Annotated in this window: 13 protein-coding genes; 1 reads left to right on the plus strand and 12 read right to left on the minus strand. The window is 40.5% G+C overall.

Annotation, left to right across the window (positions count from 1 at the left end; genetic code table 11):
* The 12 genes from obgE to secA all read right to left on the minus strand — a co-directional run bounded on the left by obgE (window position 1) and on the right by secA (window position 14,524).
* Entirely contained in the window at window positions 1–1,272 is a 1,272-nt protein-coding gene (gene obgE / locus NXG62_RS03800) for a GTPase ObgE (RefSeq protein ID WP_427113650.1), read from the minus strand.
* 79 nt (window positions 1,273–1,351) lie between these two features.
* Window positions 1,352–2,503: a S41 family peptidase gene (locus NXG62_RS03805; protein WP_427113651.1), complete on the minus strand. Its 1,152-nt coding sequence runs from the start codon at window positions 2,501–2,503 to the stop codon at window positions 1,352–1,354.
* Window positions 2,504–2,515: 12 nt separating this feature from the next.
* The gene (locus tag NXG62_RS03810; RefSeq protein WP_427113653.1) at window positions 2,516–3,709 is read right to left on the minus strand and encodes a murein hydrolase activator EnvC family protein; all 1,194 of its coding nucleotides are present in this window, start codon (window positions 3,707–3,709) and stop codon (window positions 2,516–2,518) included.
* Between the two features lie 3 nt (window positions 3,710–3,712).
* Complete coding sequence (gene ftsX, locus NXG62_RS03815; protein ID WP_427113654.1) at window positions 3,713–4,600, minus strand: permease-like cell division protein FtsX; 888 nt, start codon at window positions 4,598–4,600, stop codon at window positions 3,713–3,715.
* A complete protein-coding gene (gene ftsE / locus NXG62_RS03820; protein ID WP_427113655.1) occupies window positions 4,590–5,276 on the minus strand; it encodes a cell division ATP-binding protein FtsE in 687 nt (228 codons plus the stop codon). The genes ftsX and ftsE overlap by 11 nt, the downstream gene beginning before the upstream one ends.
* A 25-nt stretch (window positions 5,277–5,301) precedes the next feature.
* Complete coding sequence (locus NXG62_RS03825; protein ID WP_427113656.1) at window positions 5,302–6,234, minus strand: transketolase family protein; 933 nt, start codon at window positions 6,232–6,234, stop codon at window positions 5,302–5,304.
* Window positions 6,234–7,070: a transketolase gene (locus tag NXG62_RS03830; RefSeq protein ID WP_427113657.1), complete on the minus strand. Its 837-nt coding sequence runs from the start codon at window positions 7,068–7,070 to the stop codon at window positions 6,234–6,236. Before NXG62_RS03830 ends, NXG62_RS03825 begins: the two co-directional genes overlap by 1 nt.
* Before the next feature lie 14 nt (window positions 7,071–7,084).
* Window positions 7,085–8,188 carry a polysaccharide pyruvyl transferase CsaB gene (gene csaB / locus NXG62_RS03835; protein ID WP_427113658.1) on the minus strand — a complete coding sequence of 368 codons (1,104 nt, stop codon included), beginning with the start codon at window positions 8,186–8,188 and terminating at the stop codon, window positions 7,085–7,087.
* Entirely contained in the window at window positions 8,181–10,241 is a 2,061-nt protein-coding gene (locus NXG62_RS03840; protein WP_427113659.1) for a DUF5693 family protein, read from the minus strand. The genes csaB and NXG62_RS03840 overlap by 8 nt, the downstream gene beginning before the upstream one ends.
* 11 nt (window positions 10,242–10,252) lie before the next feature.
* Window positions 10,253–10,936: an LmeA family phospholipid-binding protein gene (locus NXG62_RS03845; RefSeq protein ID WP_427113660.1), complete on the minus strand. Its 684-nt coding sequence runs from the start codon at window positions 10,934–10,936 to the stop codon at window positions 10,253–10,255.
* Window positions 10,936–12,073, minus strand: a protein-coding gene (gene prfB, locus NXG62_RS03850) for a peptide chain release factor 2 (protein ID WP_427113661.1) whose coding sequence is annotated in 2 segments (ribosomal slippage) — window positions 10,936–11,988 and window positions 11,990–12,073 — 1,137 coding nt in all. Because the reading frame shifts where the segments join, the coding sequence is not laid out codon by codon here. The genes NXG62_RS03845 and prfB overlap by 1 nt, the downstream gene beginning before the upstream one ends.
* 42 nt (window positions 12,074–12,115) lie before the next feature.
* The gene (secA, locus tag NXG62_RS03855) at window positions 12,116–14,524 is read right to left on the minus strand and encodes a preprotein translocase subunit SecA (RefSeq protein ID WP_427114234.1); all 2,409 of its coding nucleotides are present in this window, start codon (window positions 14,522–14,524) and stop codon (window positions 12,116–12,118) included.
* A gap of 365 nt (window positions 14,525–14,889) precedes the next feature.
* Here secA and NXG62_RS03860 point away from each other — a divergent pair, with 365 nt between their 5' ends.
* Window positions 14,890–16,458: a DEAD/DEAH box helicase gene (locus NXG62_RS03860; RefSeq protein WP_427113662.1), complete on the plus strand. Its 1,569-nt coding sequence runs from the start codon at window positions 14,890–14,892 to the stop codon at window positions 16,456–16,458.
* Window positions 16,459–16,495: the final 37 nt, after the last annotated feature.

Raw genomic sequence — 16,495 nt, forward strand, 5'->3', positions numbered from 1 at the left:
TTATTTTTGAAAATCAAATTCCATATCATTAATACGAACTGTATCTCCATCTTTAATACCATTTTTTATTAATAATTTATCAAGCTCCATATAACGCCAAATACGTTGGAATCGACGTAAGGACTGATCATCAGCAAAATTAGTCATAGCTGCCAATTTTTCAATACGAGGCCCCGTGACAACAAACGCCCCTGTATCATCACGATGCACTTCAAAATCAGGCTTATTTTCTGCCTTATATACCACGACATCCTCTGTTTGTTCCGGTTCAGCAGCATATTCCTGCAAAAGAGTCCACACTCGTTCTAAAAGTTCAGGAATTCCTTCTCCCGTAGCTGCACATATAGGGAAAACTTCCTGCCCTTCTGCATTCATATATTCACGGACTCGTTCTAAATTATCAGAATCTTCTAAAAGATCTATTTTATTAGCTGCTACAATTTGCAATTTATGAGACAGTCGTTCATTATATTTTTTTAATTCACTATTGATTTTTTCAAAATCTTCTATCGGATCACGTCCTTCTGACCCAGATACATCCAGAACATGTATTAAAATCTTGGTACGTTCAATATGTCGTAAAAAATCATGTCCCAAACCTACGCCTTCACTGGCTCCTTCAATAAGTCCGGGAATATCGGCCATAACAAAACTGCGATGATCCGATAAATTCACTACACCCAAGATAGGATTCAGTGTAGTAAAGTGATATGCCGCAATCTCCGGCTCTGCCGCCGATACTTGACGTAAAATACTAGATTTGCCAACACTAGGGTATCCTAAAAGACCAACATCTGCCAATACTTTAAGCTCCATACGCAGCCAGTGTTCTTCCCCTGGTTCACCCATTTCAGCAAATGTAGGTGCACGATTTGCACTTGTCCGAAAATGATAATTCCCACGGCCACCGCGTCCACCTTTGGCAACTACAGCTTGTTGTCCATCGTAGCTTAAATCAGCAATAACACGATCCGTAGATTCATCCTTTACAACAGTACCTACGGGAACAGGAATCAAAAAATCTTCAGCATCACGTCCAAACTTATTACTCCCTTGACCTTTGCCACCCGGCTTTGCTTTAAATAAACGGCGATATCGAAAATCTACTAACGTATTTACATTCTGATCAGCAACCAGTATTACACTTCCTCCTTGTCCACCATCACCGCCATTCGGACCTCCCTTAGGTACAAATTTTTCCCTGCGGAAGCTGCTCATGCCGTCTCCGCCTTTACCTGATTGCACAAATATTCTTGCTCTATCTATAAACATACTACACCTCATTTACAGAATACTATCATATTATAAAAGAGACACAGCCAGTAAGGACCATGTCTCTTGTCTATCTGTCCTACTGATTCAATATTTCATACGCTTTTTCAAACTGTTTATCTGTCGTATCATCAGCCTGCAAAGGAACTACTACATCCGGCTCAATCCCAACCCCATCTATAAATCTGCCATTCGCGGTTTTGTATTTTGCAACAGTTAGTTTGATGGCATTGCCTTCATCAATAGGATAAACTCCCTGAACCGTTCCTTTCCCATAACTTTTAACTCCGACAATTGTACCAATTTTTAAATCTTGAACAGCTCCTGCTGTAATTTCTGCAGCACTGGCTGTATTTTCATTGATAAGTACCACCATGGGAATCCCGTCTGTGGTACCATCCGCTGTAAAATCGGTTTCTTTTCCAGAACGGTCGACATAAGAAACAATGGTACTATGCGGCGGTACAAAATTACTAGAAACAATAACAGCCTGATCAACAAGTCCGCCGGGATTATTTCGTAGATCAAGAATCATTTTCCCCATTCCCTGCTGTCGTAAAGACTGATACAAGTCTGTAAATTCCTTGCCAGTTTTTTCACTGAAAATAGCCACACGAATATAACCAATATTCGTTCCTGGTATAAGCTGACCACCAACTGTTTTTAATTGTATCTGGCTCCGAACCAGTTCTTTTGTATATTCCGTTCCTTTATGACTTAGTACAAGCGTGACAGCAGAGCCCACAGGGCCGCGAACCTCTTGTGCCACTCGTTCAATATCCATTTCATTCGCATTTTTTCCATTAATGGCAACAATAATATCACCGCGCTGAATACCCGCTTCTTTAGCCGGACTACCATCCACAACTTCTACAACAAAAGGTCCTTGATCGTTTTTACCAAGATACAATCCAACGCCGGCATACGATGCGGAGGTTTGATTAGCAAAAGATGCATAATTATCCCCATCAAGATAGATAGAATGCTTATCTGAAAGTTTCGCTACTATACCTTCTAATGCTCCGTTTAATAATTTTTCTTTATCTATTTCTCCTGCATATCGCGATTCTACAATGCTAAACGTACGAACCAGTTTTAAAAAACCAGTTGGTGAACCGGTATAATAGTATGATCCTAAAATAAATACTACAATAGAACAAAGCATTGCAGAAAATATCCATGCCCCTCCATGCCATACAAGACTTACAATTTTTTTATACTTGATTTTCATGTAGCGCCCCTATTATAGATAACCAGTAGGATCAACAGGATCCCCATTGGCACGTACCTCAAAATGAACATGAGGACCAGTAGAATTTCCGGTCGATCCGGAATACGCAATAACCTGCCCTTGTGAAACAGATTGTCCCGCTGATACATTCAACGACGAGTTATGTCCATATAAAGTAGACAGCCCGTTACCATGGTCAATGACAACAGCATAACCATATCCACCCAGCCAGCCAGCTTCCACAACAACCCCACTATCAGCAGCATGCACCGGTGTTCCTGAATCAACCCCGATATCAATCCCAGAATGAAGAATCTGACGGCCGAATATAGGATGGTTCCTGTATCCAAAAGGGGAAGTAATCACACCGTTGACAGGCCATATAAATCGGCCAGAACCACTGACAGGCTGATAATAGCTGCTATCAGAACTTCCTCCGGAAGAATCCGAACCAGAAGCGGCGGCGGCACGAGCTGCCGCACGGGCACGCAGCATATCACCGATTTGCTGTGAGGATGCTTCCAACTCATTATAAGCTTGTTCTGCTGTTGCCTTATCATTTTGAGCCTTATTCAAAATAGCCTGCTGTTCTGCCTTGCGTTTTTCCACTTCTTCTTTCTTTTTAGCTGATTCAGCCTTCAATTCTACCTGTTTCTGCCGTTCCTGTTCCAATATTGCTTTTTGTTCATTGATTTTATCTCGTTCGTCTTTGATGGAAGTAATAAGTTCCATATCTGAATTTACAATACGTTTCAACAATTCAACACGGTTAGAAAAATCATTAAAATCTTTAGCTCCAATAACAACATCCAAATAGTCTAATTGTCCATGCATATAGATATCCCGAATACGAGTACTTAAAACATCTTGGCGCCGGCTTAAATTAGTCTGCGTTTTTTCCAGCTCAGCTTGCATCTTCGTTATTTGTTCTTCAGTCTGTGCAAGTTGATCAGAAACAGTCTTAAATTCCTTTAATGCGGCATCAAGATTTTCTTGTGTAACCCGTAATTTTTCAAAAACACTACCAATAACCTCTTCTGCTTCATTCTTCTTTTGTGTCTGCTGATCCATTTGAGATTGTACATCAGATAGTTGATTTTGTAAATCGGAATCATCATCATCTGCCACAACCGCAAAACACGGAGTAAGCATAGCCGAAATAATCATAACAGCAATAATTTTTTTTCCAGACATTTGCTTTACCATATATTACACCTTCATATAACGTTTCAAAGAAATCGTACTACCTAGTGCGCCAATAATCATGCTGATAATTAAAAGTACGCCCCCGGTCTCATACATAAACGGATACATGCTGACCATCGGTAAAAAAGCTAGTGATTCATGTATTTCCGTAGTAACAAAGCCATAAAACTGAAACAATGCCATATCCGCAATGAGTCCGCCGATAAAACCTAAAAACAACCCTTCCAAAAGAAATGGCCAGCGGATAAACCAATTAGTAGCACCTACATATTTCATAATCCCTATTTCTCTGCGACGTGCAAACACGGTTAAGCGGATCGTATTAGAAATAATAAATAATGTAGCAAACGTCAAAAATATAATAAGAGCAATGCCGCCCCAACGAATAACCTGAGTAATCGAAAATAACTGTTCAACAATTTCTTGTCCATAGTGTGAACTTTCTACCTCTGGATAGTTAGCAACTACGGCTGCCGTTTTCTTTACTGCCTCTGGATTGGTAAAAGTTATTTCGTATGAACTAGGCAATGGATTTTTACCTTCCAATGCATCCAAAATTCCCGGCTGGTCTTTCATCCTTTCTTTCAAACGATTCATTGCTTTATCCTTATCGGTAAATTCAATGGATTTAACATCCGGCAATTCTTTTAATTCCCGTCCTACTTTCATCACCTGATCTGTTGTAATTCCATCCTTCAAATATACACTGATCTGAACTTGGTTTTCCAAATTATCAGCAAAATAATCAAGATTAGCTACCATCGTCATAAAAATACCCAATATGAATAATGATAGCGCTACAGTAGCAACAGAAGCAAAAGACATAAAGCTGTTGCGTCTAAAAGATGTAAAGGCTTCCGACGTATAATAACGCATAGTTCTAATCTTCATCGCCGTATGCCCCTTTCTGTTCGTCGCGGACAATTTTACCATCAACGATTTCTATCACTCGCTTATTCATCATATCAACCATTTGCTTATCATGTGTCACCATCAATACCGTTGTTCCCATATGATTGATTTTAGTAAACAAATCCATGATTCCGCGCGATGTATCAGGATCCAGATTGCCTGTAGGTTCATCAGCAATCAGCATAAGCGGACGATTCACAATAGCCCGAGCAATGGCAATACGCTGTTGTTCACCGCCGCTGAGATTTTGCGGCAGCGCATCGGCCTTTCCCACCAAGTTAACCAAATCAAGAACGTTATGCACACGTTCTTGAATTACTTTACGCGGTGTTTCAATAACTTCCATGGCAAATGCTACATTTTCCGCCGCAGTCTTATTCGGAAGCAACCGAAAATCTTGGAAAACAATTCCCATTTTGCGTCGTAAATAAGGTACACGATTTTTTGCGATACGGTTAACTTCAATACCATTTACAACAACAGTTCCCGATGAAGGAAGTTCTTCGTGTGACAAAAGTTTAATAAACGTTGATTTACCGGCACCGCTGGCACCTACAACGAAAACAAACTCACCTTTTTCAATATGAACCGTAACATGATCTAATGCAACGGAGCCATTATCATAAATTTTTGATACATCCCTAAAATAAATCATAGTTTACCTCTTTTCAAGCAGCTGCTTATTTACGAGCAATAACAGATTTAGCTGCCTGGACAATATGTTCGGCTGTTAGTCCGAATTTAACCAGAAGCTCATTCGGTGTCCCTGATTCGCCAAAAACATCATTCATACCTATACGAGTCAGAGGAACTGGGCAGCATTCACCAAGAACCTCCGCAACCGCACTGCCTAAACCACCCATAATCGTGTGTTCTTCACACGTAACGACAGCCCCTGTTTTTTTTGCACAAGCAATAAGCATCTCCGAATCAATCGGCTTTATCGTACTCATATTAACAACCGCTGCGGAAATACCTTCTTTTTCCAATTCTTTAGCAGCTTCTTGTGCTTTTGCGACCATAATTCCCATGGCAATGAGCGTTACATCTATCCCATCTTGCAATACAATGCCCTTGCCAAACGTGTACTGATAAGAATCATCAAAAATTTCCGGTACTTTGGAACGTCCCATTCGGATATAAACGGGACCGTCATATGCAGCTGCCCACTTAATAACAGCTTTTGTTTCAGCGGCATCAGCAGGAACGACGACAGACATATTAGGCAACGAACGCATAATAGCAACATCTTCATTCGCTTGATGCGTAGCTCCATCTTCTCCAACTGTAATACCGGCATGTGTTGCAGCGATTTTTACATTTAAACGGGGATAACAAACAGAATTTCTGATTTGTTCGAAGGCTCTCCCTGTTGCAAATACTGCAAAAGAAGAAGCAAACGGAATTTTCCCTGTCGCAGCCAATCCAGCAGCTACTCCAATTAAATTCTGTTCCGCTATGCCTACATTAAAATGTCGATTTGGAAATGCTTTCTTAAACACACTGGTTTTAGTAGAAGCCGATAAATCAGCATCTAAAACAACTATATCATCATTAACGGCACCTAATTCAGCCAAGGCTTCGCCGTATGCGTCACGCGTTGCTTTTGCCATTATTGTTCACCTTCCAATTCCGATAAGAATATTGCGCATTGCTCTACTGATGGTGCTTTCCCATGCCATCCAGCCTGATTTTCCATCTCAGAAATACCTTTTCCTTTTATAGTATGCATAATAATCATGGTAGGTTTTCCCGTAGTAGTTTTCGCTTCACAAACAGCCTGATGCAATTCCTGTACATCATGACCGTTCACTTCAATAACATGCCAGCCAAAAGCCTTCCATTTATCAGGTAATGGTTCAGGACACATAACCTCATCAATTTTACCGTCAATCTGTAATCCATTGTTATCAAGAAAAGCGGTTAAATTATCCAGTTTATAATGGGCTGCCAACATTGCCGCCTCCCAAACCTGACCTTCTTCTTGTTCACCATCACCCATAATTGTAAATACTCGGAAGTCTTTATGGTCAAGCTTACCTGCTATTGCAATTCCGCAAGAAGCACTAATTCCCTGTCCTAACGACCCAGTAGACATATCAATGCCAGGAATATGCTTCATATCTGGATGTCCCTGCAACAACCGTCCGATCTTACGTAATCCAGCAAGTTCAGCGATTGGAAAATATCCTTTTAATGCTAATGCTGCGTACACAGCAGGAGCAGCATGACCTTTTGATAAAACCAAACGGTCCCGGTCCGGATTATGCGGATCCTGCGGTGATGCATTCATTTCTACATCATATAACAAAGCCACCACATCCGCGATGGATAAAGAACCACCGGGATGTCCGGATTGAGCTTCGGTAATCATTTTTATGATTTCCCTGCGCATTGCCGTGGCATAGTTTTTTACAGATTGTACTTGTTCCTCAGTTAAGGTTTGCATAACGTGCCTCCGATTCATAAAGAATTTGAATATTTTTCAATAACCTTTAATGCCAAATACGCATTTCGGAGAGATAATTCTCTCAATTGGTTGATGCGAATCAATACAGACGGAGCCAGCTGACCCATCGTTAATTTTTTATCTAAATCAACAATCAGCATATCCGCCGTAACTGTTTCTATTGTACCGCACAGGCGTTCGCCAATTAAATCAATAAAATTATTAATCTTAGGATCATAGGAAATAGCGGTCACGGGAACATGCATTATGGATGCAAAGATGAGTGCATGCAATCGTATTCCTAAAAGTACATCCATACAACCGATAATCGACATAAGTTCTACCGTTGTATACTGTTCTTTGAGGATAATTGCTTCCCGTTTCATAAATCCGCACACATCCTCTGCGGCTCGAATATCATCGGGAAACTGCATAGGTACAAATACAATATTCGCATTATACCGTTCCTGAAGTACATCGGCAGCCTTAGCTACTTCAATTTTATAATGGCTTAGGTTTTTCCAATTCCGTATCGCTATCCCTATTTTAGGGCGTATACCGGTTATTGCATATTTTTTTAAAAGAAGAAAACCCAGTTTTTTATCAACAGGGTTTGCAGATAATACAGCATCGGCAGTAACCTCAATCGGCGGAGTAAGAACACCGATTGAAATTAATTCTTTTTTCGACTCTTCATCTCGCACTCCTATCATATCCACACGTTCCAATACCTTACGGACAGCCTCTCTGGCTTTACGGCGCCGCAAGGGCCCGATACCTTGTGCATACAGCATGACCGGTTTATGTAACAATAAAGCAATTTTAATAATTGCCAAATAATAATACAAACTGCGGGAGCTAGTCACATCCTGCAATAAACTGCCACCGCCGCTGATCAATATATGGCTGTGAGAAATCGCTGCCGTTATCCCCAAAAAATTCAGTCGATGTACTGTTTTCACTCCGTGATTTGCTTTTGTAAGTTTTTCATTTCCAGTGATTACCGTAATATCGGCCTCCGGTATTATTTCTAAAATAGAGTCCAATAAAGCCGCCAGCATTGCTTCATCTCCGGCATTACCGAAACCATAATATCCAGAAATAACAATTTTAGTCACGGCGACTCACCTGCTTCCCCATCCACGCCGTGATATATTGAAAAATAGGCAACGCACAAACGACGATAATCCCCAAAACCATTCCCGTTACCCATCCATTGAGTCCTCGTACGAAAGACATTTCAATGGGTGTGCGAATATGAGCAAATGTTTCCACCATAGATCCTTGTCCGATAACTGCCGCTACCACCATGAAAAAATGTATAATTTGCGGCCACTTTCGATACATTGCCGCCACCATCAGATAGAAGGCCGGATGACCAATAAGAAATTCTTTTTCTCTCGGCCGGGCATACATCGTATTTTCCAAAAAGCGCCGCATAGCCACTTCTGCACCCGGTACAGGAACACCGGCAGTATGTCCGCTGCGACCGACAAAAACAAATGCCGCAAACGCTAAAAATCCAACAAATATAAGTGAGCCCATTTTAATGGGAATATTCAAGAAATGTTTTACAAAATCAATAAACTCTTCTGGTGAATTTATCGTCCGGTCAAATAATGGAAAACGACGTACATATCCAATACAGATCAAAACAATTGGTAGGATGAATGTCAATTTAACTCCGCGATAAAAGTCAAATTCCATAAAGAAACGAATATTTCCCAACATTGCCGCAATAAATAATCCGCCAATCATCGACATGGCTACCGCACAGGCTAGACCAACAGTGCCATCTCGCAAAATACGGACAAAGCCTAATTTTTTCGTTATATTTTTTTTCTTCCACCAATCCAGCAAAATAAGAATAGAAGCCACAGGAGTGGCAGTAGCACACCCCACAGCCATAACTTGTAAAAATAACGCACCCTTGGCTATAACCGCACCGCCGCCTGCTGCCAATATGCCAATTAACATAAATATGTAATTATATTTATCTGCAAAAGGAAACAGCAAATTAAAAGTAAGAAGAAAGCCGCAGACAGCCGCAGCAGCAACAATAGCCAATAAAATTTTATTAGGATAATAAGCCGGTAAAATAGACGCCTTCCCTAAATGATATCCACGGTCCTTAAGTTTATTTGACACATCAGAAATATATTTCAAATTAGTATCGGTCAAGCTGCGTCCATGAGCGGGTTTCTTATACAAAGCAAACAGATTGATACGTACATTTCGTTCTAAATCACTAATATAATAACGCATCGCGGCTTCTTCCGGAGATATTTTTTCTAATTCTTCCTTGGCCATTGCATAGACTCGTCCCGTATCATAATTAAGCAGGCCTGCCAAATCATACATACCATCTTGTGTATTATACTGCAGTTGATTTACTGATTCAATCATGTAAAACGGTAAATTGCGCTTTTTCAGACATTCTGCCGTATAGTCCAACATTTCTTTATGCATAGCTGGATCCGGATTATATCCCAGCACTTCTTTTCCAACAAACATAATTCCGCTGACATTTTGAATTGTATCTGCACGGTCAAAGAAACTTTCTATTTTATTCTTAGTTACATTACTGTAATTTGTCGGACGTAGAATAACATGAAAACCATGTGAGGCAATCTCGTTTGCATCAGCAGTCAAAATTCCTAGATTCATTTCGCCTAATGTTGGCATAACACCACGTACACCCATAATACGATATTGTGGATTATCTAATATTTTTACATTCTTATTTCCCAGACGTTTTTTTAAATCTATGCATACTTCATCAAAGTAGGCATCCTTGGACCCCTTCGGTTTTCCGATAACATAATAATCATACGATAAATCCGAAATATCGAATTGAGGATAATACAACTTGAAACCCAGCTTAGTAATCAATGACAAATCTCCCCGCTGGGTCAATTTATTTAATGTCGAATCGTAAATAGTGAAACTGGTTATCCCAGCTTCACGGCATTTTTCCAATGCCGTATCTGTATCATAGCCGTCATTGCGCGCCATGGCCAAAATCGCATCATAATCTAGTGCCATTTCTATTGTTGTGTTTTTTTGTTCGACATAATACCGCTGAACGCACATGTAAACAGCACACAAAAGGCCTATCAAGATCGCGATTATCATCAACGTTTTACTACGTTTATTAGTATATTCCATCATATCCACCTTGATTAATAATTACGTACTCTGCCATGAATGGTTACCATATCACGTTGCATGGTAACCGTATCTGGCAGGATTCCCAGAGGAAAATTTGAAAAATCATATATCTCAACGCTGGGTGATTTTATTTTGTAGGCCATTCCCATTCCCTCGACGGAAACATTTGTAGGAATAAACATAAGCTTTTTTTCTTGCATTCCAAAATGCCCGCGAATGTTTGCTTTCGCTTCGATGATACCGCCTAAAGACATTGTCCCAGTTACGTATACCATATCATCGTCAAATACAACTTTTACATTGGAAAGATTGTCGACTTTATCTATCAAAAACCTACGCAAATCTTCGCTGCGTATAGATGCTGTCATATCTCCACTCTCTGCACGCATAATACTCAATTTTCCATCTATAAGAGAGGCTTGCGGACTGAAATGGACACCCTGCAGATTACAGTCAAAGGAAGCCAATTTTAGACTGCCGACTTGAGCGTCCTGGCCATGAATTTGAACAGTGTCCATCGCCCCTGTCACTATTTTTATTCCTGGCTGTGCCTTCACTTGCACATCAGAACGTCGCAACTGCATAGAATTTTGCAGGGAGTGATACAGCCCTTCTTCGGCAAGCTGCGGAGCATATTGATTGGCTCCGTAAACAAAACTGCCGACGCATATCAAAAAAATAATCAGTTTTTTCATTATAGGTCCTGTTTAGCTAGTTTTTTATCCTTCTCTTGTTGTAAATACCCTTCAATAAACTGTTCAAGATCTCCATCCATCACAGCCTGAATATTGCTGGTTTCCACCCCGGTACGATGATCTTTAACCAAATTATATGGGTGAAATACATATGAGCGAATCTGGCTTCCCCATTCAATAGCTTGGTGGGTACCACCAATTTCCGCTTTGAGCTGTGCTTGTTTTTCCTGTTCTAACTCAAACAATTTAGCACGCAGATACTTCATACACATCTCTCTGTTTTGTACCTGCGAACGTTCATTTTGGCACTGAGCCACAATTCCTGTCGGAAGATGTGTCATTCGGACAGCCGAACTTGTTTTATTGACATGCTGGCCGCCGGCTCCACTGGCTCTAAAGTAATCAACCCGCACTTCATCTATGTTAATGTCTATATCCATATCGTCAGGAAGTTCCGGCATAACATCAACTGCCGTAAATGATGTATGACGGCGAGCCGCTGCATCAAAAGGAGAAATCCGAACCAAGCGATGAACACCCTTTTCCGATTTTAAATATCCATATGCATGGTCACCTTCAATAGTAAACATGGCACTTTTAACACCGGCTTCGTCACCGGGCTGCATATCCATCATGATGATACGATATCCATTTTGCTCAGCCCAGCGGGTATACATACGGATCAACATTTGTGTCCAATCCTGTGCTTCCGTTCCTCCTGCCCCGGCATGAAAAGTTAAAATAGCATTGCAATTATCATATTCACCGGAGAGCAAAAGTAATATTTCCCGTTTTTCTATTTCTTTTTCCAATTCTTCATATTGTTTCTCTATGTCTTCTGTTAAGGAAGTATCACCATCTTCCATCGCCATTTCCAAGAAATCCATTAAATCTGCAGCTTTATTTACCAACGCTTCATGACCTTCGACTTCCGTCTTTAAAAGCGTAGCTTCTTGAGAAATTGTTTTGGCTCTATCTTGATCATTCCAAAAAGTCGGGTCACTCATCTGCATATCGAAATCCATAATTCTTTCTTTTTTTCGAACTAAGTTAAAGTGAATCCCCGATTTCTTGTATTCTTTTTTGCAAATCTTCTAAAGGTTTTCTAATTTCATCTAGTAACACAAGTTTCACCATCTTTCAAAATATATACATTTATATCATCAACAGCCAATCGTTTTATTTTTCATGTCCCCGTTCGTCTGCTTCAATATCTTCTTTGCTGACCGGTTTGTTTTCCGGATGCACGGTTGTAGCTCCTTCTAAATGATTTTCTGCTTTCGGCACAGAGCTGCTGTACGTGATTTGAATATGGTACAAGAAAGTAACAACGGTTCGTTTGATAGAATCCACCATTTCTTCAAACATTTCATAGGCTTCAAATTTATATTCAACAAGGGGATTTTTCTGTCCATAAGCTCGCAGATTAATGCCTTCCTTTAATGCATCCATCGCATCCAAGTGATCCATCCACTTACTGTCAACAACACGCAACATAATTGCCTTTTCCAGTTCACGCATCGTGGGTGCCCCTATTTCTTTTTCACGGGCATCATACAGTTCGGTTGCAATCGTATGCAATTTTTCTTGTACCTCTATACGGCTGAGATTTTCCAGTTCTTGGACCGTTGTGGCTCCCTTAGGTACAAAATATTGCTCCATTTGCTGTAAAAGGCCTGTAAAGTCCCATTCTTCCGGATATAGTTTTTCATTGGCATATTTTTCCAATCCATCCATGATAATGTCATCCACCATACCGATAATTGTTTCCCGCAGCGATTCCACCTGCAAAACCTGGCGTCGTTGACCATAGAGAACTTCACGCTGTTGATTCATGACGTCATCATATTCCAACACATATTTACGAATTTCAAAATTATGAGCTTCCACTTTTTTTTGTGCTTTTTCTATGGATTTAGTAATCATAGAATGTGTAATCGGTTCATCTTCATCCATCCCGAGCTTATCCATTACCTTGGAAATGTTATCAGAACCGAAAATTCTCATGAGATCATCTTCCAAAGACAAGAAAAATTGTGTAGTTCCCGGATCTCCCTGCCGTCCGGAACGTCCTCTAAGCTGGTTATCAATTCGTCTGCTTTCATGACGTTCTGTTCCAATAATCATGAGTCCTCCCAATTCAGGAACTCCCTTACCCAATTTGATATCCGTACCGCGGCCGGCCATATTGGTGGCTATCGTTACCATATTCGGCTGTCCTGCCTCTTTTATGATATCCGCTTCTTTTTCATGATATTTAGCATTCAATACATTATGTACAATATTTTCTTTGTCCAAAAGCCCACTGATGATTTCCGACTGACTAATAGAAGTCGTGCCCACTAACAGCGGTTGTCCTTTGGCATGGCGCACCTTAATTTCCCGAACAACGGCACGATATTTGGCATTTTTTGTTTTGTATATCATATCCGGCAAATCCTTACGTATCATTGGCATATTGGTCGGAATAACATATACATCCAGCTTGTAAATCTTGTTGAATTCATCTTCTTCTGTTTTGGCTGTACCAGTCATGCCCGCCAGTTTATTATACATACGGAAATAATTTTGGAAGGTAATAGTCGCCAACGTCTTGCTTTCACCTTGAACTTTAACACCTTCTTTAGCTTCAATAGACTGATGCAATCCATCACTATAGCGGCGACCGTACATAAGACGACCGGTAAATTCATCGACAATGACGATTTCTCCATTTTTAACAACGTAATCTTTATCCAAATGCATCATAAAACAAGCCCGTAAAGCCTGAATAACCAAGTGATTCAGTTCTAAGTGTTCATTATCGAACATATTGCTGATACCCAGCATTTTTTCAATTTTATGAGCGCCTTCTTCTGTTGGTGCAATCGTTTTTTGTTTTTCGTCCATCGTATAATCTTCATCTTTTTTCAAGCGTTTTACAATAGCTGCCAGTGTATAATACATATCTGTTGATTTTTCTCCCGGACCGGAGATAATAAGGGGTGTACGGGCTTCATCAATAAGAATACTATCAACTTCATCGACGATACAATAGTTAAGAGGGCGCTGTACCATCTGATCGGCGCTGATTACCATATTATCCCGCAGATAATCAAACCCGAATTCATTGTTTGTTCCATATGTAATATCTGCATTATACGCACGGCGTCTTTGGTCATAATCTAAATCATGGACAATCAATCCGACAGACAGTCCTAAAAATTTATAAATTTGACCCATTTCTTCACTGTCCCGTGTAGCAAGGTAATCATTGACTGTAACAACATGAACACCTTTACCTGACAATGCATTCAAATAAACAGGTAAAGTTGCAACCAAGGTTTTCCCTTCACCCGTTCTCATTTCTGCTATATCTCCACGATGAAGCACAATACCGCCCAGCAATTGTACGTCAAAATGCCGCATTCCCGTAACTCGTCTTGATGCTTCACGGACAACAGCAAATGCTTCGGGCAGCAAGTCATCCAATGTTTCGCCTTCCTGTATGCGCTTTTTGAATTCCAGCGTTTTACCTGCCAACGATGCATCACTCAAATCTACCAACGAAGCTTCCAATCTATTGACTTCTTTAACAATCGGCCACATCTTTTTTAATTCGCGCTCTGTATTGTTTCCAAGTAATCTATTTACTAATTTGTCAAACACCTGAACAGCCCTCCAATTAATTGCACAAATAAGATATCTACTCTATCAACATCAATAATATATTTTATCATAAATACATATTATTAGTCAAAAATATCCATCTTTTATACTTTGTTTGTCACGTTATGTATCATACCACAAATGCCCGAGGAATAACACTTGTTTTTTTGTCGTTTTCTTAACATTTATCAATCTTGCATCTCCTGCGTGTATGACAGGAAATAATAAAAATACTTTATTGTTTTCTCTATCTTTTTATGACAATCAATGCTATACTAGATAAGTTACATTAATAGGAGGTATACATGTTAGAAAAATTCAAAGAACTGAACATCAATGACGTAATCATCCAAGCCCTGAACGAAATGGGATTTGAAGAACCAACCCCCATTCAAGCCGAATCCATCCCGGTCGCATTGTCCGGTAATGATATGATCGGCCAAGCTCAAACTGGTACAGGGAAAACGGCTGCTTACGCAATTCCCGTGCTGGAAAAAATCTTGGCCGCAACACCTACAAAAGATATCCAAACTGTCGTCTTATCACCAACACGTGAACTAGCAATGCAGGTTGCTGAAGAAATCAACCACCTTGCACAATTTACCAACATTCAAGCACTGCCAATTTACGGTGGTCAAGATATTGACCGCCAGCTTCGTCGTCTGCGAAAAAATCCGCAGATCGTGGTAGCTACGCCAGGACGTTTAATTGACCACATGAAAAGAGGTACAATTCGTCTTAACCATATTTCAACTATTGTACTTGACGAAGCAGATGAAATGCTCAATATGGGTTTTATCGATGACATCAACCTAATTATGGCTGCAACTCCAGCAGATACCCGGCAAACATTGCTTTTTTCAGCAACCATGCCTAAACCGATTCAAGAACTAGCGCAGAAATTTCTGCACGATCCACAGATCATACGCATGAAAGCAAAGGAAGTTACAATTGATCTTATTGAACAATCATACATCGAAGTACCCGATCGTCAAAAGTTTGATATACTTTGCCGGCTGCTCGATTTACAGGATCCTGATCTAGCGATTATTTTTGTCCGCACGAAACGTCGTGTCGATGAAGTATCAGAAGCATTAAAAAAGCGCGGCTTTTCTGCGGAAGGCATCCATGGAGATTTGACACAGGCCAAAAGAGATACGGTCATACGGCAGTTCCGTGAAAAAACAATTGATATTCTCGTCGCTACAGATGTAGCTGCCCGTGGATTAGATATCAGCGGTGTCACGCACGTATATAACTATGATCTGCCGCAAGATCCGGAAAGTTATGTTCATCGAGTCGGCCGTACTGGCCGTGCCGGACAAACCGGCGAAGCCATGACCTTTGTTATTCCTCGTGAAATAGAACATCTCCGCACCATTGAACGGTTAATCAAACGGCCTATTCCTCGTCGCAAAGCCCCTTCCTTCTCAGAAGCTCTTGAAGGCGCACAGCAGAGCGCTATCAGAAACCTTGCTGCCGCAGCCGAAGACGGGAGCGTAGAAAGTTATCGTGCCAGTGCTGAAGAATTGTTATCTAATTTTGATTCTGTTGCCTTGGTTTCAGCTGCTATTAAACTGCTGACAAAAGAACCAGATACGACTCCTGTAAAAATTACAGAAGAAGCGCCTCTTCGTATAAAACGCAGTTTTCATTCCAACAATAGCACAAACCGCCGTCGTGATTATTCGGGAAGCAAAGATCGAAAACATGAAGGCGATCATCATCGCAGTTCCGGTGATCGAGAAAAAAAACGCCGATTCAGCGACTCTCGTTCTTCAGATCGTAAATCGCGTGAACCACGCAAATCAAATGAAAAAAAACAACATAAAGAACCAAACCGTTCTGTTTTTAAACCTTACTTTAAAGATTAAAAAAATCCTCATCAGAAATTTTTCTGATGAGGATTTT

The sequence above is a fragment of the Megasphaera sueciensis genome (assembly GCF_050219315.1).
Lineage (GTDB): Bacteria > Bacillota > Negativicutes > Veillonellales > Megasphaeraceae > Megasphaera_A > Megasphaera_A sueciensis.

What these genes read in the sequence shown, in the direction of transcription:
- NXG62_RS03840 (WP_427113659.1), bottom strand. Translation starts at nt 10,241, where the DNA reads ATGATGGAATATACTAATAAACGTAGTAAAACGTTGATGATAATCGCG.
- ftsX (WP_427113654.1), bottom strand. Translation starts at nt 4,600, where the DNA reads ATGAAGATTAGAACTATGCGTTATTATACGTCGGAAGCCTTTACATCT.
- ftsE (WP_427113655.1), bottom strand. Translation starts at nt 5,276, where the DNA reads ATGATTTATTTTAGGGATGTATCAAAAATTTATGATAATGGCTCCGTT.
- NXG62_RS03825 (WP_427113656.1), bottom strand. Translation starts at nt 6,234, where the DNA reads ATGGCAAAAGCAACGCGTGACGCATACGGCGAAGCCTTGGCTGAATTA.
- NXG62_RS03805 (WP_427113651.1), bottom strand. Translation starts at nt 2,503, where the DNA reads ATGAAAATCAAGTATAAAAAAATTGTAAGTCTTGTATGGCATGGAGGG.
- NXG62_RS03860 (WP_427113662.1), top strand. Translation starts at nt 14,890, where the DNA reads ATGTTAGAAAAATTCAAAGAACTGAACATCAATGACGTAATCATCCAA.
- secA (WP_427114234.1), bottom strand. Translation starts at nt 14,524, where the DNA reads ATGTGGCCGATTGTTAAAGAAGTCAATAGATTGGAAGCTTCGTTGGTA.
- NXG62_RS03830 (WP_427113657.1), bottom strand. Translation starts at nt 7,070, where the DNA reads ATGCAAACCTTAACTGAGGAACAAGTACAATCTGTAAAAAACTATGCC.
- NXG62_RS03845 (WP_427113660.1), bottom strand. Translation starts at nt 10,936, where the DNA reads ATGAAAAAACTGATTATTTTTTTGATATGCGTCGGCAGTTTTGTTTAC.
- NXG62_RS03810 (WP_427113653.1), bottom strand. Translation starts at nt 3,709, where the DNA reads ATGGTAAAGCAAATGTCTGGAAAAAAAATTATTGCTGTTATGATTATT.
- obgE (WP_427113650.1), bottom strand. Translation starts at nt 1,272, where the DNA reads ATGTTTATAGATAGAGCAAGAATATTTGTGCAATCAGGTAAAGGCGGA.